We start from the raw sequence: 21,324 nt of genomic DNA on the forward strand, positions 1-21,324 counted from the left end.
ATTGCGCAGGCTAAGGGCATAAGCCAGATACCAGCGAACGCATTGAGCAATAACATCGAGGGGATAGTGCAGGCGTTTGAAGGCTTTTCGTATCAGAGGCATGAGCAGGCAACATCATTAAAAAAAACAGCATGTTACCCGACGCCGCCTTAATGCGACAGAACCGAAAAAACGTGGTCTACTTGATTCATACCCGCGGCGGAAAAAGTATTGCGCGCGCCATTGGCAATTATGAATCTTATCCTGTGCATGATTCAGTTATCGGCATTAAATTGTTATCGGCGATGAGCGATGAAGAAATTATCGGCCAAATAGGTATTCACGATTACCAACTACTCAGAAAGGATATTGACGAAGCGCGTCGGCATCAGGTCTTTGCCAAAGACTTTGGTCGGGGTGATCACCGCCTGGCCTGCAATATTCCAGGCATGCAGGCAGCGATCGCATTATCGAATATCAGCAGTGAGAAAATGGATATTGAAAGTTTGCGTTTGTATCTGGTGTCGGCGGCAAAAAAAATCAGTGGAGAATCACTGCCAATGTTACAGCAGTAGTTTACAACGCGCAGCGGTGTCAGCCACGCGCTGGCCAGGTTTATACAGCGCGGAACCTAATCCCACGCTGTCGTAATAACGCAAAAACTCAGCTGCATTTCCCACTTCCACGCCACCCACCGCTGAAAAGCTGACGGGTTGAGAAAGTGGACCTTTTATTAGTTGCGGATAATTGCGCGGCAGCGCGCAGGCGGGAAATATTTTCACCACATCGACCCCCATATCGACAGCAGTGAATATTTCACCTGGCGTAAACACCCCCGCGCAGATGATAAGTTCATGCTTTTTCGCCAGCGCAATGATCTTTGGGTTGAGATTGGGCGTGAGAATGAAATCAACCGCGGCGGCAAAACAGCGCTGCACCTGATCTGACGTGGTGACGGTTCCCACGCCGAGCTGGACGTCACTGCCAAAGCGTTGGCGAACCTGTTGCAGGCTGGTTTCCCAGCCGGGGGAATTGGTAGTGATTTCCACGCGATTAATACCGTGCTCCAATAAACAGCCAATATGCAGCACCGCGTCGTCTGTCGTTATCCCGCGCAAGATAGCGATAATTTTCTGATTACTCACCATGACGAAATACCTCATTTAATCCGGCAATCATTGCGCTTTCTGCGGGTAATACTTCACAACGGAGATGTGAAATTTCGCAGGCCTGCTGGTAATGCGGTAGCAGCGTTTCGCTGCCAATAAAGCACACCGTTTTATTGCCGCCAGGATGACCGCGAGCAATTTCGTATCCCATGAGCAATCCAGAAAGCCATGAAGCAGCGTCCTCCTTTGCCAATGCATCAAGAATGTAGCGTCCACGGCAGCGAAACAGCTCCGTCACCAGTTCGGCCTCTTCTTGCACCACCGATAGCGCCCTCTCTACGCCAGCCTGAAATGCTGCCGTTGAGGGAATTTGCTCCGGCAAACCTTTTCCCACCACAGAATGCTTGAGCAAAAGATGATAAAGCTCCCCGGTAATCAAGGTCTGTAAACCCGTGACCTGCTGCTGTGAGCGCTTAACCTTGAGCCACTTGCTGTGGGTACCGACGGCGGCAAACGTGGAGGCATCAGAAAGCGTCAGGGCGCCAGCCAGTTGCATCTCTTCGCCACGGCAGATCTCATTCACCCGTTTGTCACAAATACCGGGGCGCAGGGTCAGCGGATTAGGCAAGATGCCCGGCAACTTCATGCCTTTACCGAGTAGCTGAGAAAAGCTAAGTGGCATGTCGAGATAACCTGCGTCAGCAATACCGATATTGCTGCCGATCATGCCGCAGAGCAGCACGGGCAATTGTTCATCATAAGCATCATCAAGCCGCAGCAGTTGCTGCTTTAACATTCCGGGCAAGACGTCTTGCTGGCATTTGCCGACGCCGCAACTGTCTTGCACCGATTTAATCAGCACGCCATCGCGCACGCTTAGCGCGCGGAAGTTGCTGGTGCCCCAGTCTACAGCGATGTAGTTCATGGTCGTCCTCCCAGCGCGGCCAGGCGTAGAAACTCAGTAAGTTCTTTCAATTCCTGACGCGTGGTGTCATCCAGACTTTTTGCCGGCTCTCGCACGTAATCACTGGCAAAAATCCCGGCCCAATGCAGCACGGTTTTATGAATGGCAACGCCGATCCCCGGCTGCACGCCGTAGCGCAGGAAAGGAAGATAGCGATAAAACAGCGCTTGCGCCTCATGGCGATCCTGCTGCCAGGCCGCCAGAATGGCATTGATCACATCCGGGAATTCGCAAGCGGGCATGGTGCCCGTCACGCCACGGCATAATTCTTCAAACAGGAACCCTGCGTTCAGGCCGCCAAACAGGCCCACGCTCTCGCCAAGCGCCTGCTTTAACGCAGTGATTTTCAGCGTGGTGGGCGGTTGTTCCACTTTGATGTACCTGATGGTGGGGAAGTCCTGACACAAACGCACCAGCGTCGGCACCGGAATGTTAACGCCGGTCATCAGTGGCGCATCCTGAATCATGATGTCGATATCGCAGGCCTGGCAGATGTCGCGCCAGAAGCGATAAATCTCCTCTGGACCGGGCTTCACCACCGAGGGTGGATTGACCATCGCCACCTGCGCGCCCCAGCGACGCACCCGGTTGATCTCTTCAATGGCGACGGCGGATGAAGCACCGCCAGCCGCCGCCACCAGCGGTAAATCACCCATCTGTTTTTTGACGCAGTAAAACAACGCTTGCTTCTCTTCCTGTGTTAAGGCGTAACCTTCCGAGGCATTGCCAAACAGCGCCAGGCCGTCAATGCCGTGTTGCAGCAGAAATTTCACCAGGCGTTCAATGGATGCCAAATCCAGCTGGCCCTGCTCATCAAATGCGGTGGCGAGAATGGGTACATTACCTTTTAACATGTTGCCTCCATCACAACGTCGCGAACGCGATCTTCACCGATTTCAATGCCTAATCCTGCGCCCTGAGGCAGATGATACTCACCGTGATTGCAAATCAGTGGCTGCTTCAGCAATTGATTAGCGATGGCAAAAACCGGCGGTTGGTATTCGAGCATAAACAGGTTGGGTATGGCGGCAGCGGTATGAATGGATGCGGCGATACACGGCCCTAAACCCACACTTAAATGCGGTGCCACACGCAGATTCCACGTTTCAGCCAGTGACGCGATGTGCATCAGTTCACTGATGCCGGTTCTGCCGACGTCGGGTTGGAGAATGTCTGCCGCACGTTGTTCAATGACCACTTTGAACTGATAACGGGTGCGCTCGGTCTCGCCTAAAGCGATGCTGATCGCGCTTTTGGCGCGTAATTCACGATGGCCGGCGATATCTTCTGGCAGCAGTGGGGCTTCCAGAAAACCGACGCCCAGTGCATGCAGTTGCGTCGCTAAATCGGTGGCGTCTGCCACACTGTAATTCCAGTGCGCATCGATAAAAATTTGCGCCTCGTCGCCCAGTGTTTCGCGAATGGCGCGGATATTTTTGATGTCGTCACGCACACCGTAGCCCAGCGCTAACTTAACAGCATTGAAGCCTTTCTCCTGCCATTGTCTGGCGAGGCCGCAGCGGCTGTCGATATCGGGCTCTGGCAAACCGGAGACATAGCAAGGAATCGCCTCGCGGAATGCGCCGCCGAGTAATTGATGAACTGGCAAACCGAGAATTTTACCTTTGAGGTCCCACAGCGCGATATCCACACCAGCGATGGCATCAATGTGATACCCGCTGATGTGCCCGCGATCGCGCATGGAGTCATACATCCTGGCGTTAAGCACGCCGCTGGAGAAGGGCGATTCGCCGATCAGTAATGGCGTAAATAACTGATTAATCAATTCTGCGATCACCTGCGGCACGACCGGCGCCAGCGCTTCTCCCCAACCGACATGGCCTTCGCTGGTGGTTATTTTCACCAGACAGGTTTCCATCTTGCGTGAATAAACACAGCGGTATTCTGGGCGATAGTAGTAATCCGGGGCGCTTTCATCCGCCTTACCGCCAAGATAGACCTGTTGCGGGGTTATTTTGAGTGGGAAACACTCAACATTCGTTATGTGCATACAGACTCCAGTTGCCGTTAATCCAATACTTTTCCGGCCGTTTCTTTGGTAAACCACACCGCAATGAATGAAATCAGCGCGGTGATCATCACGTACCAGGCGGGTGAGAGCGGATCGCCCGTGAAGGAGATCAGACTGGCTGAGGCCAGCGGCGTCACGCCGCCAAACACCGCCACAGTAAGGTTGTAGGACATGGCGATGCCGCCATAGCGGATTGCAGTTGGGAACAGCTCAACCATCGCAGCGCCACAGCCACCATTGAAGAGCGCAACAAATACGCCCAACAGGCTCATCGCCGCGATGGAGCTGCTCACCGAACCTTGTGTCATTAACAGCATGGCGGGGTAGGTCAACAGGATGAAACCGGCGCATCCCAACAGCATCAGCGGGCGCCGTCCCCATCTATCCGACAGATAGCCGGTGATGGGCATGCAGATGGCGACGCTCAGCAAGCCCAGCGTGGTGATCAGATAGGAATCGGTGCGGCTGTATTGCAGATGCGTCGATAAATAGCCGGGCATAAACGATTGCAGTACCCAACTGCTGACCGCTTTGATCACTACGAAACCGGTGCAAAACAGCAACGCCGACAATGAAGTTTTGAGAGTGGTGCGCAATGGAGACTTTTCGATTCTGCCGCTGGTCTTCAACTTGTGAAATTCTGCTGAGTCCTCCATGTTACGGCGCATGTATAACCCACCCAATCCGAGCGGTGCAGCCAGCAAAAAAGGAATGCGCCAACCCCAGCCATTCATCGCCGTTTCACCCAACCAATAGGTCAACAGCAGCACCAGGCCTGAGCCGCAGACAAACGCCATAAAACTGAAGTTTTCACTCCAGCAGGTGAGCGTTGCACGGCGCTGGGGCGCAGCACTTTCTGCCAGATAGGTAATGACGCCGGAGCTTTCACCGCCTGCCGCGAAACCTTGCACCAATCGGGTAATCACCAGTAAAACTGGCGCGATAATCCCGACCCGATGCCAGGTCGGCAGAATGCCCATTACAAAAGTGGACATCGAGGTGATGACGATCACTGTCACCAGCACTTTTCGCCGTCCAAGTCGATCGCCCATTGAACCGAAAAAGAAACCACCCAACGGTCGCATTAAAAAGCCAGAGCCAAACACGGCAAAGGATTTCAAGAGCGCGGTGGCCGGATCGGAACTGATAAAGAAGTTACTGGCGATAATTGCTGCCAGGGTGCCGTATAAGCCAAAATCAAACCACTCGATAAAATGACCAATCCCGGCTGCCATCATGATTTTGGCGGTACGTTTTGGCGTATTTTTGGTTCCTGTCGCCACGTACTCACCGTCATAGTGACGGGTTGAATTCTCCATACGACCTCCAGAGGGTAAATGTCGCGTCGTAGAGACGCGTCATGTCTTGAAACTTAGCGTATGGATATTGGTGAGAAGTTGCGTCGGCAAGGGAAGATTGCGTGAAGCGAATCAAAGAACAAATCAGGAAATTGCTTCACATAATGAAGCAGAACAGGGAAGCCGTATTCATGACTTTCACAACGGCTTCAAAAAACTGAGCCTTGACTTCAGATTCAGCCAGCTGCTGTTCCAGTTATTTAATACGTTGCTCAGGAGTAAGGGATACTTTTGGCATGTTGACTCTGCACGTTCTTGTTGAAGGGGATGAGAGCCTGTCGGGATAGCCGTATTTACGTAGCCACTTCATGACGGTGGAGCTATCCTGGGTCCCGTAGCGGTCTTGCGCCTGACGGTAGATCATTTCGCCTTTTTCGACAACGGCCAGTTTAAAGGACAGAGAGTAATCGCGTTGGTGCGTTTAACATACTGGTTCCTCACATTATCCTCAGTGGACGAGGTAAATGTGTCAACGCTATTCAGGGCGGATCAGCCAAAAATTGAGGGGAGGAAGCCTTAGCCCCTCCTCTTCAATCCTTCGATGATGAACCCTTACCAGAAGCCTGGACTACAAATTCCAGCTCTTCTGTCATGCTGTCCATAACATGGAGTCCTCCATTTCCAACGCATCCAGAGTGATCAGCTCACCTGCTGCCACATCACGTGTCAGCACTTTGTTTGATAATAAATAATAGGGCGCAACCTTCTCTGCATCCGCTTTGGCGAGCAGACGCGCACTGACGTCCGGAATCGTATGATGGTGACCGCCCATCTCAAGCAGTTCGCCTTTCTTCAAATCGCGGTCGGCGTGGCCTGCCATCACGGCATAAATTGCCTGATTGGTTGCTCCCGACGACCGCTGGTGTAACACAGCAGAGAAAATAGAGTGTGGCGATTCGAGACCCATGATGTGATAAGGCAGATAGATACAGGCATATTTGCGGTTGCGTCCCATCACATGGCCTTTACCCGCCAGCATTTCCCAGGTGGCGTAATCTTTGCACCGTACGATGATAAATACGCCACCGCCAAAGCTGACTTCGTCATCCCGACGCAGGCAGTTAAACACATCCACCACCCCGGTTTGAGTCAGAATGCCGCCATCTTCAACCGGGACAAAAACGTCGGCTAACTCGCTGATATGACACAGTGGATAGTTCAGGGCAGCACAAGCGGGTATCAACGCCGCCGAATTAGCCACTACATTCATCTCGCAATAATCCGGCGTTGCACTCATCGGCAACATATTCAATAGCGCTTTACGTTGCGCCAGTGTGGCGTTGATGTTATCCCCTAATGACCAGCGGTCCGCCAGCCCCCGGCGCACTCACTTTACGGCCGCAGTAATCCAGTTCACCGCTGCCTTGCGACCAGACGTAGTCATATTCACTTGATTTGCCGGCAGCGACAATCTCAAAACCCAGTATGCGTGCCCAGGTAATTAATCCCAGCAGATTCGCGGGCTGGTCGCCATCTACAGTGGTATAAACCGCGTTGTGCTTCAGCGCCATTTGATTAAGCCAGGGTCCCGCGACCGAATCCGTCTCTTTACTCACCATGCCGACATGCACGCCACGCTGTAATGCATTGACGGCAATGCGCACACTGATTTCAGGTTTGCCTGTGGCCTCTATCACCATGTCCACATCAAGCGTATTTAGCAGCGTGTAGTCGGCCACAATAGCCGTTTTTCCCTGTGCCTGTGCAGTTCGTGCCGCAGAGGCGTTCTGGCAAATCGTTGCGTCGGTCAGGTATTGCAACTCGAGCAACAAATCCTGCGTACCCTGCGTATTTAAATCACATAACGCCACGATATCCAGCGAAGGAATATTACGGCACTGAACCAGCAGTGAACGACCAAACCCGCCAGAAGCTCCCGTTACCGCAATGCGAATACGCCGTGTTTTTAAAGCATCAAACAGCAGTTCATAGTTCATGACATAGCCTCAAGAAAATAAGCCAGCATTACCTAACGAAGGTGTTGAGCAAAAGCACAAAAATCAGTCCCAGCAACGAGATGAATGACACCAGCAGCGTCCAGCTTTTCAGCGTTTCTGCGACGGTGAGATGGAAATACTCTTTAAACAGCCAGAACCCTGAATCATTGACGTGAGACAGCATCAGCCCACCGGTGCTGGTTGCCAGCACCAGCAACTCCAGATTGACGCCACTGTGCGCTGCTAACGGCGCCATAATCCCTGCTGTTGTCACTACCGCAACGGTAGCGGAGCCAATGGCAATACGAATCAACGCGGCAACCAGCCAGGCAAGCACCAGTGGCGAAATATTCCAATGCAGCGCCGAATCAGCAATCAATTTACTGACGTTAGTGGCGAGCAGCATCTCTTTCAATCCTTCACCGGCACCCAGTATTAAGATGATGGCAGCACAGGGGCCAAGGCATTTGCCGAGGATTTTTTGCAGTTGCGCCATATTCATGCCGCTTTTAATACCCAGTGCCCAGATGGCAAATAGCACGGCGATTAACAGCGAAACAATAGGATCACCTACGGTATTGAGTAGAACAGCAGCGGTGCTTTCTGCCTCCAGGTGCCCCTTTGCCAGCGTTTTTAGCATCATCAGGATCGGTGGCAGCAAGATGGTTAACATCGATAGCGCAAATGACGGTGAGTAGGCAGAAGCCTGTTCCGGGGTTTCCGGAAGCGCATTGAGCAAAAAATTTTCACAAATAGATGAGCAATCTCACAGTTTCCATACTAACAATTAGCATTGGAAATTATTTAAGTTATTGATTTTAAAATGTATAATTAATTTTTATTGTTTCACTCTCCCTTGTGATCTTTTGTGATTAAAGGTTTGCATACCTAAAAGTGTGAAAATCCCTACAAGCTTATTCAGTAAACCACTACAATCCGCTGTTCAGATATAGCGGGAGCCTGTCAGGTGCTGGATGATTTAATCCGCCAACTGTACGGAAAAGAGGCAACTACATCGGGATGGTGGCGAGACTTGCTAGCCGCTACGGTAAAAGCCGAAAGACGCGCAGTAGCAGAGCGCAGCGCGGCCGTATTAAGCAGGGCTGTTGCTATGTGGCAGATGGCGCACAGCATCCTGTGAGTGGTGCAGGACGCCAAGAATCACAATACCGTAATCCGTCTCGCGGTAGTAAATGAGGTGGCTCTCACAGGGAAAGCTGAGAATGCCTTCGCCGAGGTCATTACTGCGGTTCAGGCCAGGAGAAGGCTTTCGGTCGAGGATTTCCGTCATGGTCACGCGAAGTGACTGCGCATACAGCTCAGCAACTTCCTGACCCCAGCGTCGCTGCGAGTAAGCGCGGATAGAACGGATCTGGTTCCGCGCGTCTTTTGTGTAGCGTACCGACATCTCTGTGCTCTATTCCCTTGCTTTTGCCAGCTCGTCCGCCGTCAGCGGGCTGAACACCTCGTCTGTATTGTACAGCTCGCCGCGCTCAGCCTGTTCAACGGAGCGCGCCAGCGTGGCGCGGAGGTGCTGCACTTTAAGCGCTTCAATCTGGCTATAGTTTTCCCACGACATCATGACCGCCTTCGGGCGGCCATTTTTGGTAATACTGACGGGTTCGCGCATGGCCTGGCTAAGTAGCTCGCCAAACTGCATCTTTGCTTCGCTGGCCGTAAAGTTGTTCATAGCAACTCCAGATTAATCAAAATGGTCAATTTGAATATTTTATATTCTTTCCAGTCTGTACGCTACCTGTCGTGTTCAGGATGATGCAACCTTGCTGCGCCCTTCTGATCCCACAACAGGCGATTCACCAGAAGGCATGTCTTTCAGTTCATTCAGCATCCACTGGAATTTATCTGCCCAGCCATCGATTGAGACGCCGCGCAGCATGTTCTCCAGCCAGCTGTTCTCGGAAAATCTGCCGCTGTTCAGATAAAAGTGGTGGTGTGCCCCATTTTTTCCTCTGCCGTGTCGTAGCCATAGGATTTCAGGTGGATCATCCACTTTTTCTTTGATGAACTTCAGGAAGCGCTTGAGGTTGTTCATATCGGTGCCGCCCATGCTGGATTTGACCCTATATATCCGTCAGCTACTTTGTTGGCTGCTGCCTTCCGAAGCGTTTTTCTACCGCACCCAGCATGACATCCTGCACCGTTTCTTTGTCATAGCCTCCGGTTGCTTGCTGGCCAGTCAATGCTCTCCCTGTCGCAGCAGTCCTGCGCGAAGGTCACCGCAACTTTTCGCCATTATCACAGCGGAACCCAAAGCCATCTGAGCACCAGAGCCGGTTAGCTGGAGCCGCCTGGCACAGCGTATTCCGGTGCACATCGAACTGGATGCGCTGCCGCACGACACATTACTCACGGCGGGCACGCGTTGTAGCCTTGCGATCGCAGGCGATAGCGCGGCGCACGTACGTCTGACAGCTTTACTGGCCAACTGGCTTTAATTATTACCAGGAGGTTTTATCTCTTTGAATCCCAATGATTTTACCGTTTATGATATTCAGGCTTTCCCGCAGGTCTGTTTTAACCAACTGGCGGTACAGCCGGGCTATGCCCGGCAGTGGGTGGTGGACATGCGGCAACTGCGGATGAACGGGGCATCGTTTGTGGTAATTTACGATCATATGCGTGCGGAAGAGGCCTCGATCGACTGGCGGCAACGGGGAGACTGACTGATTCGTCATCGCCAACGACTCAGTAAAGTGTGCAAAGGGATGTTGAGTATTGAGAGTGATGCGTCATGCTGTGCCGAACTACGGAAATTGCGCAAAATGTTTCATCTGGAGAAGCAGTTAATTAATTATTGGCTGAATGCCCGATCTGAAGCGCGATTCTGATCGTTGTTTGCTGTATCCACATCAATGAATGCAGCGTGCAAACTCCAACGCTAATCTACAATTTCTATCTGTTCACGACTATGGAAGACAGAGATACAGGTCTTTCTTGTCATTTTATTCAGTATGGAAATAATCGAGGATGCTGTAAGAATGATAAAAAATACCTGAATCCGTTTCCTCTCATCAGGGCTTCGATAAACGTAACATTATATGGCTGAGCGTCATGGAGTACTTTTCTGCCGATATTTCACAAATCATCAGCAGGCTTCACAAACTTGAGTAAAACAATTCGGAACCAGGTTGTTATGGTGAGTTAGTTTAATTAAATCAGCGACTCCGTGACGAGATCCGTAATGATTAAAATGTACATAATAGCCTCTATTTAGTTACAGCATACATTTAGAGAAACTTATAAAAGTCACATTATCCTGCTTCTTTTATCTTAAAAGGTAAAGAGCCTATTTTGACTTATTTTGCGAGACTTTTAGTTTATGATGTAACTAATAACCACAATGAAAAGTCACCTTTTGATACCTAAATCAATACTGTATCATTTTTGCTGGATTCAGCCTCAATATAAGATGGATGCTACGTTACAGAAGATGGAAAATATCAACGGTAATTTTCTGACAAATAAAACTGAGGGGAGTGTTAGGTAATATTAAGTTAACATTATTCAATAAATTTGAAAGTAAGTTACTCGAAAATCGAGTATATCCAGTAAGGTCTGCCATACAGGTGATGCTGATACTTTTCATGGCTGGATCAACATAAAATTATGCCGCTTTATAGCGGCATAATTAGACGTCCCTGTTAATACGTTTCTGACCTACTCAGGTGATATTCTTGTCTCGCCATCATACCACCTTGCATAGCATCACCCCGCCACGGGGCTAAATACGAATGCAGCTATCAGGCTATTTTTCAGCCACAACATAGGCCGAATTATTTTCAGCCGCACCAGTGAAAGGACGTCCGTCAATCGCATCATTCTTTCTTAAAGCTGATGGGTGAATCCAACGCTGAACGCGTGATGGCATATCAAAACCGATAAGCAGAATAACCACAAACGTCAGGCTAAACGAAAGTGAACCTAAAGCCGTGCCCAGACTTAACTGCTGAGAGATAGATGCCCCAAGAACCGGCGCTAGCGCACCGCCCAGAGCTCCGACGTTATAGGTAAACCCTAATCCCGCCGCGCGCTGTTCCGTATCAAAATAGCCGCCCAGCAACTTCGGTAGTAAACCGGCTATACCTTGCCCAAGCATTTGTTGTAAAAATAAAAGCCCGCCAAGTACGTAAATATTCGAACCCTTAATCGCAAACAGCGGAATAATCAGTAACTGAGAAAGAAGCAAGCTGGTGACATAAGCTTTACGGGTACCCAGCCAGTCACCCAGAATCCCTCCTATACAGCATCCCACTGCCGCACCAAAGCCACTAAAAAAAAGCACATCTCCTACGGTATGCGGGTCGTAACCCAGATCCATTTTGAGATAGGTAGGTAAAAGCGCCTGTATCGGCCAGGAGTAAAGGAAAGCGCAAAATACCACCAACATCAGCATCACGCCCGTTGGCCAGCGTTTGCCACTGGTTTGTACCATAAAATAGATAAAAATTGACGCGCAGAAAATTCCCAGGACCCAGATAGTCGCTGCTGGCATCCTGCCGGCAAAACATAAATAGAGCGCAGTGGCGGCAAATGCTGTCAGTGCCAGATTCAGATAACGCAAACGACCACGATAGAGGATTTCGACCATATTAAGGCCCGTTTGACTGTTATTTCCCTGTGTTTTTTGTTGCGCCTTTTCCCAGTCTTCTGCTTCCGGCAAATTTTTACGTAGCCACAACGCGAAGAGAATAGGGAATAAGCCGATATAAAAAAGCATGCGCCAGCCAAAAGCCGGTACGACGTAACTATAAGTTTGCGCGGCGATCACGGCGCCAATTGAGAAGCCCGAAATCAGGAATCCGCTGGCTTTATTACGCATATTTTTTGGCCAGCTTTCCATTACATAGGTTGAACTGGAGCCATATTCTCCGGCCATTCCCATACCGATAAACAAGCGGGCAACAAACAGCGTGGTGTATCCTGGAGCCAGGCCACATGCCAGGGTTCCGCAGGAGAAAAGCACGATACTGCTGATCATGGCTAACTTCCGGCCATAGCGATCGCCCATCGCACCTAAAACCAGTCCGCCAAACCAGCGTGAGATAAACGCTGCGGAAATCAGACTGCTGGCCTGTAGTAACGTCAGACCGAACTCCTGTTTAATATCTGTCAGCACCAACGTAATTATCACAAAATCGAAACCATCCAGAGCATACACCACCCAGGCGGCTGTAAACGCTTTCCATTGCGCGGGCGTCAGCTGTTTGTACCAACGGGGTGACCTGGTGTCTGGCTTATTCGCACGGGATTGTACTGAATTGCTCATATCGTTGTTCTCCAACGCCCGGAAGCCAACGGGCTGAAATGGGTTTTCGATAACTCAGGCAGCACAAAATTTATGATTATTGGCCATCTCATGCTGTTCAGTGCGCATACTTGTTTCTATTACGCTCCTTAGTGTTTTGCTCCACATTTACTTACATATAGGAGTAAAACTCCATTGGAGTGTATAAGATCACTCCGTCATTTCAATCTCTGTTGAAGAAAAGTGTGATAAAGAAGGCGAAATACTGATGTGCGTATTACAGGCAGCAGGATTGAGAGGTACAGCGTCGTACTGAAAGTTAATCAGCGCAGATTACAGGGAGAAGAATGGAAGAAGATCGCTTAATTAGCATGATTCTGGCTGATGGCCTGCGTGGTTTTGCGTTTTATTTTTTCAGCCTGAGCCGGATCGGCCTTCACCAGTAAGGCATAAATCAGGTCAAGAACAAATAACTGAGCGATCTTTGTGCCGATAGAGTCTCCTTGCAGCTGCCCCTGCCGGTTTCCGTTGATCAAAACGTAATCGGCCATTTCGGTGATCCGCGAGCCCATATTGTGAGTCAGTGCCACGGTAGTTGCGCCCGCTTCTTTCGCCAGTTTCAGCGCCTGCACCGTTTCACTGGATGTTCCCGAATGGCTAATCCCAATAGCCACATCGCCAGGTTTCATAAGAGAAGCCTGCATATACATGAAATGATTGTTCGTAGCAGCATCTACGCGTAACCCAATACGCATCAGCTTACTTTTGGCGTCTTCTGCGGTGATGCCGGACGAGCCTAATCCAAAAATGCAGATACGATCGGCAGGGCGCATTAATTTGACCACCTGCTCGACGCTTTCTAAAGACAGCAGATTGATGGTTTCCGTCAGGACATTATTAATGGCCGACTGTAGTCTGCCTGCAATAGCCTGTGCGCTGTCAGCGTCCTGAATGTCAGCATCCAGCAAGCTCTCCTCATTATTAGCGCGTGTCGCCACCTCAATAGCCAGATCCATTTTAAAATCCTGAAAGCCTTTATAGCCCAGAGTCCGGCAGAAACGAATAATAGTGGCTTCACCGGCCTGAGTCAGGGCCGAAAGCTCGGCGAGGGAAAGCTGGGTAACAGTAGAGGGTTCGGCCTGAATGTAAACGGCGATACGCTGAGCAGAGCGGGTAAGGCTGTTCTGCATTACCCCCAGGGCATCAAGGATTTGACCCGGCTTAAAACAATGAACATCAGTTTTCACACGGACACCTCGGGGGAAGAGTGAAAGAATCAACTATTTATCTGGCGTATATGATTACATAGTTGTTTCATATCGTGAAGCGTAGCGCAGAATCTACAGTGTGGCCATGGCCCATAAAGCTGCGCCTACCAGTCCACTGTCCTGACGGTGATAAGCTGGTTGAAGTGGCAGACGAAAGATTTCTGGCAGTGCTCGTTGCATCTCAACGACTTTCTCCAGATAGCCATCTGCCAGGCCGACACTTCCACCCATAACGGCCACCTCCAGATCCAGAGCGATATGCATGTCTGCCAACACAGACGCGACTGCGGTAGCTGAATGATGGATAACTTGCCTGGCCTGCGCATCGCCAGCTCGTGACATTTCAAAAACCTGCGAGGCGGGCAGATTTAACGCCGCACTGATTGCTGTTCCTGATGCGACACTCTCGACACATCCACGGCGACCACAACCGCATAATTTTCCCTGTGGATCAAAAGCGGTATGTCCGATATGACCGGCCAACCCGCTATGACCGATTAACAATTTCTTATTCCAGATAATCCCACCGCCCACGCCGGTAGAAACTGTAATATACAAAGCGTTATCGCATTCATGCTGCAAAGCCTGGTATTCAGCCCATGCTGCCGCCTGACCGTCATTAAGCAGAACGTTCGGTAAATCGCCAATCGACTGAATACAACCCTGCAAAGGAAAATCAGCCAGGCCGCCAAGGTTGACAGGATTAAGCGCGGTTAAACGGCCATTATTAATGATACCCGTTGAGGCAACAGCAATTAAATCGACCTGCCCCAGATACGGTTTAATTAACGTTTCCAGCACCGCCGACAGTTGACCGGCATCTCCACGGGGGGTGGCAACCTGCTGTCGGGCTGAGAGTTTCCCGCTGCTTTCCACTATCGCAGCCGCAATTTTGGTTCCGCCAATGTCCAGTGCTAACGCTTTTTCCATGTGAATGATCCCCATTAAATTGAAAAATCTGTAATAAGCGACGATAGCTGCTCATGCCATTGCGCCCCGCAAATAAAAGATCTACCATGAATGGAGTTATACTTCATTTAAAATATATTATTGGAGTCTGAAGCCATGGAAAAGATCAACATGCGTAAGGTGGATGATCTCCACAACCAGTTAGAAAATGGGCTGGTCGTCTCCTGCCAGCCAGTACCTGGCAGCGCCATGGACAAACCAGAAATCGTCGCCGCAATGGCCTGTGCGGCTCTCGATGGCGGGGCAGCCGCGCTTCGCATTGAAGGCATTAGCAATATTGAAGCAGTGCGCAAAGTTACTGATGCTCCCATTATTGGCATTATCAAACGTGATCTGCCCGATTCAGATGTCAGGATCACTCCCTGGCAGGAAGACGTTGATGCATTAAGCGCGGCTGGTGCGGACATCATAGCCTTTGATGTCACTCAACGCGCCCGCCCCGTCTCAGTTGAAGCGTTATATCAGCGGGTCTGTAAAACCGGCTGTCTGGCTATGGCCGACGCTTCTTGCCTGAAAGACGGGCTGTTAGCGCAACAAATGGGGCTCGATTTCATTGGTACAACCCTGTCCGGTTATACACAAACGCCTGTGCCCTCTGAGCCAGACATTGAGCTTGTCCGGCAGCTTGTCCAGGCCGGATGCAGGGTAATCGCCGAGGGGCGTTATAACTCTCCCGAACTTGCAGCAGCGGTAATGAAAGCGGGTGCCTATGCCGTTACAGTTGGCTCCGCGATCACACGCATCGAGCATATTTGTGGCTGGTTTTGTGATGCCATTGCTCAACATGAACAGGCAAAACTGACTGAGTATTAATTCCATTAGTCTGGCCGCAAATTTACTTTAATCAATAAGGAAGCACATGAAAAAATTAACAGGTCTGATTGCTGCTCCGCACACACCTTTTGATGCGCAGGGTGAGGTGAATTTTCAGGCTATCGATCAGATTGCTGAACACCTGGTGGATGATGGTGTACAAGGCGTTTATGTCTGTGGCACGACCGGTGAGGGGATCCATTGCTCAGTTGAAGAACGCAAAAAAATCGCTGAACGCTGGGTAAAAGCAGCTCAGGGTAAACTGAGTATCACTGTGCACACGGGGGCGCTCAGTATTAAAGATGCCGTTGAGCTGTCACGACATGCCGAGACATTAGATATTTTTGCCACGTCAGTCATTGGACCGTGCTTCTTTAAACCTGCGAATATTGATGACCTCATTGCCTATTGCCAGGTTATTGCTGCGGCTGCACCTTCCAAAGGCTTCTACTATTACCATTCCGGCATGTCAGGCGTGAACCTGGATATGGAACAATTTCTGCTCAGCGCGGACGCCGCTATCCCTAATTTGTCGGGAATTAAATTCAACAGCGCCGATCTGTATGAATTTCAACGCTGTATGCGCGTTAACGGTGGAAAGTTCGATATTCCTTTCGGCGTAGATGAACATTTGCCAGGGGCGCTGGCGGTGGGCGCTTTGGGTGCCGTTGGCAGTACTTACAATTATGCAGCGCCGCTGTTTCACAAAATTATAAAAGATTTCAACGCAGGTGATCTGGCTGCGGTACAGCAGGGCATGGATCGGGTTATTGCACTGATACGTGTATTGGTCGAATTTGGCGGAGTTGCCGCCGGGAAAGCCGCTATGCAGCTTCATGGAATTGATGCTGGCAATCCCCGCTTTCCGCTTCGACCATTAACTGTTGAGCAGAAGCAGGTTGCAGTTAACAGAATGCGTGCAGCCCTCAGTGAGTAAAACGCGTATTTAATGGGCATCGACAGAGATTCGAAATAATAGCATTGGACAAATATTGCGGTAACCACTCGCCAGCACCTTGCAGGAAGGCGAAGGCCCCTGTATCTCAAATGCGCCGACAGACGAGGTTCTCTGACGATAAGAGGCAGATTGCCGGAAACTTATCAGCGAATTCAGGCAAAAAGGAAATATTGTAGTAAAGCCTTAAGCTATCTTTAACGAAACTGCTGAATTCTGGCAACCGTGTTGTGAAATTGCCTTTTTTCAGCAGTGCCGGGCGGGCAGGAAAACGTCATAAAGTCCTGCCCTTTTTTGGCGAGAAAAAAGCCTAAAACTCCATATCATAAGGCCTCGGCGTTTTTTCGTGCCGGAATATGTATTTCGCGGACAAAACTTTGCCGGTGAGAGGGTGATAAACAAAGATCACTCCTTTTGCCTGGCCGTTTTAGCCTGTCATTTTCTCCATAAAATCGACCATAGCGCCGCTGTGGGCATCCACATTGCGAATATAGCGCATCAGCGTTTCTGGTTTTTTCCAGGTGCCTTCCTGCATAATCTGCGCCACCGCATAGCCCTGTTTTGCCATGTCCTGCGCTGCGCCAACGCGCGCACTGTGTCCACTCCAGCTTCGGTAACGGCCTTTATTGGTTCGGGCGGGTTCTGCTGGCCCGACGCTTTGCCATGCCCGAAAGAAAATATCTTCCAGCGCTGGCAGGCTCATCGGCTTAGCCGTGATGATGGCCCGGTTTGAACGGTGCACCGGGCAGAACAGAAAGGCGTCTGGCTCACCCGCCAGGCCAGAAGCGGCTATCCATTCCGTCAGGCGCTGCGTAGACAGCGCGCTGAGCGCCTTGATAAGTCCACCGGTTTGTACAATGGTTTTGGTCCAGGCGACGTCAAGGATAATGCGGCCATCCGCAGCCCGGGTGACATCGCGGACCCGCAGGCGGGAAAGTTCGCTGACGCGTAGCAGAGAGCTGTAAGCCACATGCAGAAAAGCAAGATTGCGCACCTCCCGCAGGCACACGGAACCGGCCCAGTGCTTATCGAGTCTGGTCAGATCAGCCAGCCGGAAAGGCACCGCCTGCCCGGTACGCTCGCCGGAGATAACCGCCGTTCGGTTTATCTTCTTGATAGTACGGAAGACCAAAGGCGACGTGTTCGGCGGCGTCAGCCCGGCGTTACGGTGTAACATTGAAATAAGCGCGGCATGCGTGGCAATCGTCGAAGAGGCCCGCCCCGTTGCCTGTAGATATGAGAGATAATCCCGCAGGTCGGCGGAAGCCATCGGAAGAAAGTTCCGGTCATTTTCCTGTGTCCAGCGCCAGCTGATCCGCATCACGCTTAGTAGCTGTCGCCAGGTATTGGGTGAAAAGGCATCCCGTTCCTGAACGAAAGCTTCGAGACGGTTGGCCAGATCTTCATCCGCACCATGAAAAGCGACAATGCCCCCAGTCTGTATAATTTCTGTCATTTCCGCTCACTTTATCGCCGCTTTATAGATTGATCGCGCTACGTGAATTTAGAAAAAGAAGCAGGGGTCTTACCCGTCAGAATTCACGTAGCGACGCCATTTTCAGTGCAGTATGTGTCCTCTGCATGAACAATGACCGGACATCATTATGTCACCATATCCATATAAATGCTGCCGTACAGTCGGATCTTCAGCAGATCCCCATGATACCTGCGTTTCGTTGTGCTGTCCTGATTTTATATAATGCTTATTATATAAAGTCATTATTCGATTAATGCACTTCAGACCCGTTTCAAAACGGCTTTTAGACAGGTCTGAAAGAGGCAATTATTTTATGGTATAAACTATAAGTTCTGACTATCAATAATTTCTGCATATGACATAAGGACGAAGTTTTAATAACAGATGGGGAAGGAATTAGCTCTTAACTTTGGATGAGAGAAGTTAAAAATTCACTCTATGCTGAATAAATTAAATAACTTTATAATCGAGGGTAAATTAAAACAAGGTGTAATAAAATACAGAAAGATTAAAATTTAATCATCGAAATAAATGACATTATTTGATTAAAATAAAAATTCATATATTACAATGGTTTTTATTACTCCTCTTCACACTCAGTTTATAAAACCCCTTAAAAACCAAGCTATTCAATAGCATGCGACACACTTCCTGAAATAAAATCTATATTGGCGGGATGAAACATATTAATAGAAAACTATTCCCCCATAATTAGAATATAGTTTTTACTTTTTAATATCCTGACTTTTTCACCGCCAGTGCTTTCATAATAAATGGCCCAGCCTGCTTCTAAAAGAGCAATAAAACACAAGATTATTTCTTAATCTAAACAATCAAATGCATTTTATAAAAGAAAATTTAAAAAATTCATTCGCATAAATACAATACATCTCGAACGTATTAAAAATAGATAACAGCACGGCAGATAATAACATATTTTATCCTCGGATCCATGTTTATTATCTTATTTGATATGAAAATTTCTTGCATTTCGTTATGTCAAACAGTCCCTCTAAAAAAGTTTATTAAATGAAATACCGTTTGTGAAAACCTTAAAGCTATAATGAATAATTTTGCCTTTTTAAAATACGATCCGCAAATGATCTCTTGTCCTGACGGCTGCGAAAACGCATAGATCAATTCCGTAAACTACCCTAAAGAAGTGAGCCAGTTTTAAATGACGCCTTGCGTGGCACTATCACAACGGGGAAGCTATGACAGAATTCAGATGCAATAAAAACGTTATCCATACGTTATTGTAAAGGCTGAAATAAATCAGTGGCGAGACGTAAGAATTGGGAAAACCGCTGGGATAAAAAACACTGTGGTTCCGAGCGCTGCTGACGACAGGGTAAACGACGTAACGTAAGTTGAACAACATGAATAACATCATTTCCAGCGACTAAAAACATATTGAGCGAGGAAACCATGGGCAAAATTACATTAATAAAAGATGATATTACGAAAGTGACTGCAGAAGCGATTGTCAACGCAGCGAACTCATCATTACTCGGTGGCGGCGGTGTTGATGGGGCAATTCATCGTGCTGGCGGACCCACGATTCTGGCTGAGTGTCAGAAAATAAGGGCTCATCAGGGCGGTTGCAGGGTGGGAGAGGCTGTCATCACAACGGCTGGAAAATTACCTGCCAGTTATGTTATCCATACCGTAGGGCCACGCTGGCAGGATGGTCATCATGACGAAGAAAATCTGTTAAAAAAAGCCTATTTAAGTTGTTTTAAACTCATTGAAGAACACGGAATAAAAACAGTTTCCTTTCCCAATATCAGTACCGGAATTTATCATTTCCCCAAAGAAAGTGCTGCAACGATTGCGTTGGCAGTAATTACACAAGGTGTGCAGGACAATCCCGGTATCGAGAAAGTTAATTTAGTCTGCTTTGATGAAGAAAATTATCGGCTATATTTTAAACTGATGGGTGAACATTAAGGATTTATTATTTCCGGCCATGCTATTCACCCCGTTGATTTATGTGTATTAGTCGCGACTTGATCTGACACTGGACCTTGAAAGGTTGAGAGTTACCGGTTTTGATATGGGTGTCTAATCCTTATACAAAACACGAGGTAACTCTCATGCTTCATACTAACAATCCCATCATCAAACACAAAGCCGGCCTGCTCAATCTGGCCGAAGAACTCGGTAACGTATCAAAAGCCTGTAAAATCATGGGGGTGTCACGCGACACATTCTACCGCTACCAGGAGCTAGCTGAAGAAGGCGGCATTGACGCGCTGGTTAATCAAAACCGTCGGGTACCCAACCTGAAGAATCGGGCCGATGAAGCCACTGAACGGGCGGTTGTTGAGTACGCCGTTGAGTTCCCGGCCCACGGTCAGCACCGGACCAGTAATGAGCTGCGTAAAAAAGGCGTGTTTATCTCCGGCAGCGGCGTGCGCTCCATCTGGCAACGACATGACCTGGAGAACTTCCGTAAGCGGCTGAAGGCGCTTACGGAAAAGGTCGCCAGAGAAGGCATTGTGCTTACCGATGCTCAAATCGCCGCACTGGAGAAGAAGGTGCACGATGACGAAGCCTGCGGTGAAATCGAAACGGCTCACCCGGGTTATCTGGGGTCGCAGGACACCTTCTACGTTGGGAATCTGAAAGGCGTTGGCCGCATCTACCAGCAGACGTTCGTGGATACGTACTCGAAAATGGCTCACTGCAAGCTGTATACGAGTAAAACGCCGATCACTGCAGCCGACCTGCTTAATGATCGGGTACTGCCGTTCTATGAGGCTCAGGGGCTGCCGATGCTGAGAATACTGACCGACAGGGGCACAGAGTACTGCGGTAAAGTAGAGCAACATGATTATCAGCTGTATCTGGCCATCAACGATATCGACCATACGAAAACGAAAGCGATGTCCCCGCAGACGAACGGTATCTGCGAGCGCTTCCATAAAACCATTTTGCAGGAGTTTTATCAGGTTACGTTCCGCAAGAAGCTATATGCAGACCTGGAGAGCCTGCAAATGGATCTGGACAACTGGTTGTGGCATTACAATAATGAGCGAACTCATCAGGGGAAAATGTGCTGCGGGCGTACGCCAATGGCCACGTTACTTGATGGAAAACGGGTCTGGGCAGAAAAGAATCTGAACCAGATTTAATCTGACAGACACCTGTATAAATAACCGGTAACTGTCAGATCAGGTCTGAGCTAGTACAAT

22 protein-coding genes and 3 pseudogenes are annotated in these 21,324 nt (G+C 49.4%); 7 read left to right on the forward strand and 18 right to left on the reverse strand.

Annotated elements, in window-relative coordinates; translation table 11 throughout:
- Positions 1 to 102 (reverse strand): annotated as a pseudogene (locus tag H2P46_RS21355) (IS6 family transposase); the annotation flags it as partial.
- A 71-nt stretch (positions 103 to 173) separates the two neighbouring features.
- On the opposite strand from H2P46_RS21355, the gene H2P46_RS21360 reads away from it, so the two are divergent.
- The gene (locus H2P46_RS21360; protein ID WP_193406792.1) at positions 174 to 554 is read left to right on the forward strand and encodes an IclR family transcriptional regulator; all 381 of its coding nucleotides are present in this window, start codon (positions 174 to 176) and stop codon (positions 552 to 554) included.
- Here the strand turns inward: H2P46_RS21360 and H2P46_RS21365 are convergent.
- The 13 genes and pseudogenes from H2P46_RS21365 to H2P46_RS21415 form a co-directional block, all read right to left on the reverse strand.
- Positions 543 to 1,127, reverse strand: coding sequence for a bifunctional 4-hydroxy-2-oxoglutarate aldolase/2-dehydro-3-deoxy-phosphogluconate aldolase (locus tag H2P46_RS21365; protein WP_193406793.1), 585 nt, complete (start codon positions 1,125 to 1,127; stop codon positions 543 to 545). The two genes, H2P46_RS21360 and H2P46_RS21365, sit on opposite strands and share 12 nt — an antisense overlap.
- On the reverse strand, positions 1,117 to 2,013 hold the full coding sequence (locus tag H2P46_RS21370) for a 2-dehydro-3-deoxygalactonokinase (protein ID WP_193406794.1): 897 nt from the start codon (positions 2,011 to 2,013) through the stop codon (positions 1,117 to 1,119). Before H2P46_RS21370 ends, H2P46_RS21365 begins: the two co-directional genes overlap by 11 nt.
- Positions 2,010 to 2,906, reverse strand: a complete 897-nt coding sequence (locus tag H2P46_RS21375; protein ID WP_193406795.1) for a dihydrodipicolinate synthase family protein — start codon at positions 2,904 to 2,906, stop codon at positions 2,010 to 2,012. The genes H2P46_RS21370 and H2P46_RS21375 overlap by 4 nt, the downstream gene beginning before the upstream one ends.
- On the reverse strand, positions 2,900 to 4,063 hold the full coding sequence (locus H2P46_RS21380; protein ID WP_193406796.1) for a mandelate racemase/muconate lactonizing enzyme family protein: 1,164 nt from the start codon (positions 4,061 to 4,063) through the stop codon (positions 2,900 to 2,902). Before H2P46_RS21380 ends, H2P46_RS21375 begins: the two co-directional genes overlap by 7 nt.
- A 17-nt stretch (positions 4,064 to 4,080) precedes the next feature.
- Complete coding sequence (locus H2P46_RS21385; protein WP_193406826.1) at positions 4,081 to 5,322, reverse strand: MFS transporter; 1,242 nt, start codon at positions 5,320 to 5,322, stop codon at positions 4,081 to 4,083.
- Positions 5,323 to 5,572: 250 nt separating this feature from the next.
- Positions 5,573 to 5,842: pseudogene (locus tag H2P46_RS23150) on the reverse strand (IS3 family transposase); the annotation flags it as partial.
- A 189-nt stretch (positions 5,843 to 6,031) separates the two neighbouring features.
- Positions 6,032 to 6,769, reverse strand: a complete 738-nt coding sequence (locus H2P46_RS22835; protein WP_202987552.1) for a hypothetical protein — start codon at positions 6,767 to 6,769, stop codon at positions 6,032 to 6,034.
- The gene (locus H2P46_RS22840) at positions 6,729 to 7,379 is read right to left on the reverse strand and encodes a hypothetical protein (RefSeq protein ID WP_202987553.1); all 651 of its coding nucleotides are present in this window, start codon (positions 7,377 to 7,379) and stop codon (positions 6,729 to 6,731) included. The genes H2P46_RS22835 and H2P46_RS22840 overlap by 41 nt, the downstream gene beginning before the upstream one ends.
- 28 nt (positions 7,380 to 7,407) lie before the next feature.
- A complete protein-coding gene (locus H2P46_RS21395; RefSeq protein ID WP_202987554.1) occupies positions 7,408 to 8,118 on the reverse strand; it encodes a GntT/GntP/DsdX family permease in 711 nt (236 codons plus the stop codon).
- 354 nt (positions 8,119 to 8,472) lie between these two features.
- Complete coding sequence (locus H2P46_RS21400) at positions 8,473 to 8,787, reverse strand: type II toxin-antitoxin system RelE/ParE family toxin (protein WP_193406797.1); 315 nt, start codon at positions 8,785 to 8,787, stop codon at positions 8,473 to 8,475.
- Positions 8,788 to 8,796: 9 nt separating this feature from the next.
- Positions 8,797 to 9,069: a type II toxin-antitoxin system Phd/YefM family antitoxin gene (locus H2P46_RS21405; protein WP_193406798.1), complete on the reverse strand. Its 273-nt coding sequence runs from the start codon at positions 9,067 to 9,069 to the stop codon at positions 8,797 to 8,799.
- 75 nt (positions 9,070 to 9,144) lie between these two features.
- Positions 9,145 to 9,447: a hypothetical protein gene (locus tag H2P46_RS21410; RefSeq protein WP_193406799.1), complete on the reverse strand. Its 303-nt coding sequence runs from the start codon at positions 9,445 to 9,447 to the stop codon at positions 9,145 to 9,147.
- Positions 9,448 to 9,484: 37 nt separating this feature from the next.
- Positions 9,485 to 9,679, reverse strand: a pseudogene (locus tag H2P46_RS21415) (IS3 family transposase); the annotation flags it as partial.
- 27 nt (positions 9,680 to 9,706) lie between these two features.
- On the opposite strand from H2P46_RS21415, the gene H2P46_RS23570 reads away from it, so the two are divergent.
- Together H2P46_RS23570 and H2P46_RS21420 are read left to right on the forward strand one after the other, a co-directional pair.
- Positions 9,707 to 9,835 (forward strand): hypothetical protein, encoded by a 129-nt coding sequence (locus H2P46_RS23570; RefSeq protein WP_419776138.1) that lies wholly within the window; start codon positions 9,707 to 9,709, stop codon positions 9,833 to 9,835.
- Positions 9,836 to 9,859: 24 nt separating this feature from the next.
- Positions 9,860 to 10,063 (forward strand): hypothetical protein, encoded by a 204-nt coding sequence (locus H2P46_RS21420; protein WP_193406800.1) that lies wholly within the window; start codon positions 9,860 to 9,862, stop codon positions 10,061 to 10,063.
- Positions 10,064 to 11,145: 1,082 nt separating this feature from the next.
- Here H2P46_RS21420 and H2P46_RS21425 read toward each other — a convergent pair.
- The 3 genes from H2P46_RS21425 to H2P46_RS21435 all read right to left on the reverse strand — a co-directional run bounded on the left by H2P46_RS21425 (position 11,146) and on the right by H2P46_RS21435 (position 14,843).
- Positions 11,146 to 12,666: an MFS transporter gene (locus H2P46_RS21425; RefSeq protein WP_193406801.1), complete on the reverse strand. Its 1,521-nt coding sequence runs from the start codon at positions 12,664 to 12,666 to the stop codon at positions 11,146 to 11,148.
- A 341-nt stretch (positions 12,667 to 13,007) separates the two neighbouring features.
- Positions 13,008 to 13,892 (reverse strand): MurR/RpiR family transcriptional regulator, encoded by an 885-nt coding sequence (locus H2P46_RS21430; RefSeq protein ID WP_338103678.1) that lies wholly within the window; start codon positions 13,890 to 13,892, stop codon positions 13,008 to 13,010.
- Positions 13,893 to 13,985: 93 nt separating this feature from the next.
- Positions 13,986 to 14,843: an N-acetylmannosamine kinase gene (locus H2P46_RS21435; RefSeq protein ID WP_193406829.1), complete on the reverse strand. Its 858-nt coding sequence runs from the start codon at positions 14,841 to 14,843 to the stop codon at positions 13,986 to 13,988.
- A 150-nt stretch (positions 14,844 to 14,993) separates the two neighbouring features.
- Between H2P46_RS21435 and H2P46_RS21440 the strand changes: the two genes are divergently transcribed.
- Both H2P46_RS21440 and H2P46_RS21445 read left to right on the forward strand, forming a co-directional pair.
- Positions 14,994 to 15,695 carry an N-acetylmannosamine-6-phosphate 2-epimerase gene (locus H2P46_RS21440; protein ID WP_193406830.1) on the forward strand — a complete coding sequence of 234 codons (702 nt, stop codon included), beginning with the start codon at positions 14,994 to 14,996 and terminating at the stop codon, positions 15,693 to 15,695.
- 46 nt (positions 15,696 to 15,741) lie between these two features.
- Positions 15,742 to 16,632 (forward strand): dihydrodipicolinate synthase family protein, encoded by an 891-nt coding sequence (locus tag H2P46_RS21445; RefSeq protein WP_193406802.1) that lies wholly within the window; start codon positions 15,742 to 15,744, stop codon positions 16,630 to 16,632.
- Between the two features lie 445 nt (positions 16,633 to 17,077).
- Here the strand turns inward: H2P46_RS21445 and H2P46_RS21450 are convergent, their stop codons facing one another.
- On the reverse strand, positions 17,078 to 18,106 hold the full coding sequence (locus H2P46_RS21450; RefSeq protein ID WP_193406803.1) for a tyrosine-type recombinase/integrase: 1,029 nt from the start codon (positions 18,104 to 18,106) through the stop codon (positions 17,078 to 17,080).
- Between the two features lie 1,449 nt (positions 18,107 to 19,555).
- Here H2P46_RS21450 and H2P46_RS21455 point away from each other — a divergent pair.
- Positions 19,556 to 20,077: an O-acetyl-ADP-ribose deacetylase gene (locus tag H2P46_RS21455; RefSeq protein ID WP_193406804.1), complete on the forward strand. Its 522-nt coding sequence runs from the start codon at positions 19,556 to 19,558 to the stop codon at positions 20,075 to 20,077.
- Between the two features lie 146 nt (positions 20,078 to 20,223).
- Positions 20,224 to 21,264, forward strand: a complete 1,041-nt coding sequence (locus H2P46_RS21460; RefSeq protein ID WP_193403339.1) for an IS481 family transposase — start codon at positions 20,224 to 20,226, stop codon at positions 21,262 to 21,264.
- Positions 21,265 to 21,324: the final 60 nt, after the last annotated feature.

The sequence above is a fragment of the Mixta mediterraneensis genome (assembly GCF_014946725.1).
GTDB classification, from domain to species: Bacteria; Pseudomonadota; Gammaproteobacteria; order Enterobacterales; family Enterobacteriaceae; genus Pantoea; species Pantoea mediterraneensis.

Excerpts from the sequence above, each read along its gene's own strand:
- H2P46_RS21365 (WP_193406793.1), bottom strand. The coding sequence starts at position 1,127 with ATGGTGAGTAATCAGAAAATTATCGCTATCTTGCGCGGGATAACGACA.
- H2P46_RS21385 (WP_193406826.1), bottom strand. The coding sequence starts at position 5,322 with ATGATGGCAGCCGGGATTGGTCATTTTATCGAGTGGTTTGATTTTGGC.
- H2P46_RS21435 (WP_193406829.1), bottom strand. The coding sequence starts at position 14,843 with ATGGAAAAAGCGTTAGCACTGGACATTGGCGGAACCAAAATTGCGGCT.
- H2P46_RS21410 (WP_193406799.1), bottom strand. The coding sequence starts at position 9,447 with ATGGGCGGCACCGATATGAACAACCTCAAGCGCTTCCTGAAGTTCATC.
- H2P46_RS21425 (WP_193406801.1), bottom strand. The coding sequence starts at position 12,666 with ATGAGCAATTCAGTACAATCCCGTGCGAATAAGCCAGACACCAGGTCA.
- H2P46_RS21405 (WP_193406798.1), bottom strand. The coding sequence starts at position 9,069 with ATGAACAACTTTACGGCCAGCGAAGCAAAGATGCAGTTTGGCGAGCTA.
- H2P46_RS21460 (WP_193403339.1), top strand. The coding sequence starts at position 20,224 with ATGCTTCATACTAACAATCCCATCATCAAACACAAAGCCGGCCTGCTC.
- H2P46_RS21375 (WP_193406795.1), bottom strand. The coding sequence starts at position 2,906 with ATGTTAAAAGGTAATGTACCCATTCTCGCCACCGCATTTGATGAGCAG.
- H2P46_RS21445 (WP_193406802.1), top strand. The coding sequence starts at position 15,742 with ATGAAAAAATTAACAGGTCTGATTGCTGCTCCGCACACACCTTTTGAT.
- H2P46_RS21370 (WP_193406794.1), bottom strand. The coding sequence starts at position 2,013 with ATGAACTACATCGCTGTAGACTGGGGCACCAGCAACTTCCGCGCGCTA.
- H2P46_RS21450 (WP_193406803.1), bottom strand. The coding sequence starts at position 18,106 with ATGACAGAAATTATACAGACTGGGGGCATTGTCGCTTTTCATGGTGCG.
- H2P46_RS21455 (WP_193406804.1), top strand. The coding sequence starts at position 19,556 with ATGGGCAAAATTACATTAATAAAAGATGATATTACGAAAGTGACTGCA.
- H2P46_RS21400 (WP_193406797.1), bottom strand. The coding sequence starts at position 8,787 with ATGTCGGTACGCTACACAAAAGACGCGCGGAACCAGATCCGTTCTATC.
- H2P46_RS21440 (WP_193406830.1), top strand. The coding sequence starts at position 14,994 with ATGCGTAAGGTGGATGATCTCCACAACCAGTTAGAAAATGGGCTGGTC.
- H2P46_RS22840 (WP_202987553.1), bottom strand. The coding sequence starts at position 7,379 with ATGAACTATGAACTGCTGTTTGATGCTTTAAAAACACGGCGTATTCGC.
- H2P46_RS21380 (WP_193406796.1), bottom strand. The coding sequence starts at position 4,063 with ATGCACATAACGAATGTTGAGTGTTTCCCACTCAAAATAACCCCGCAA.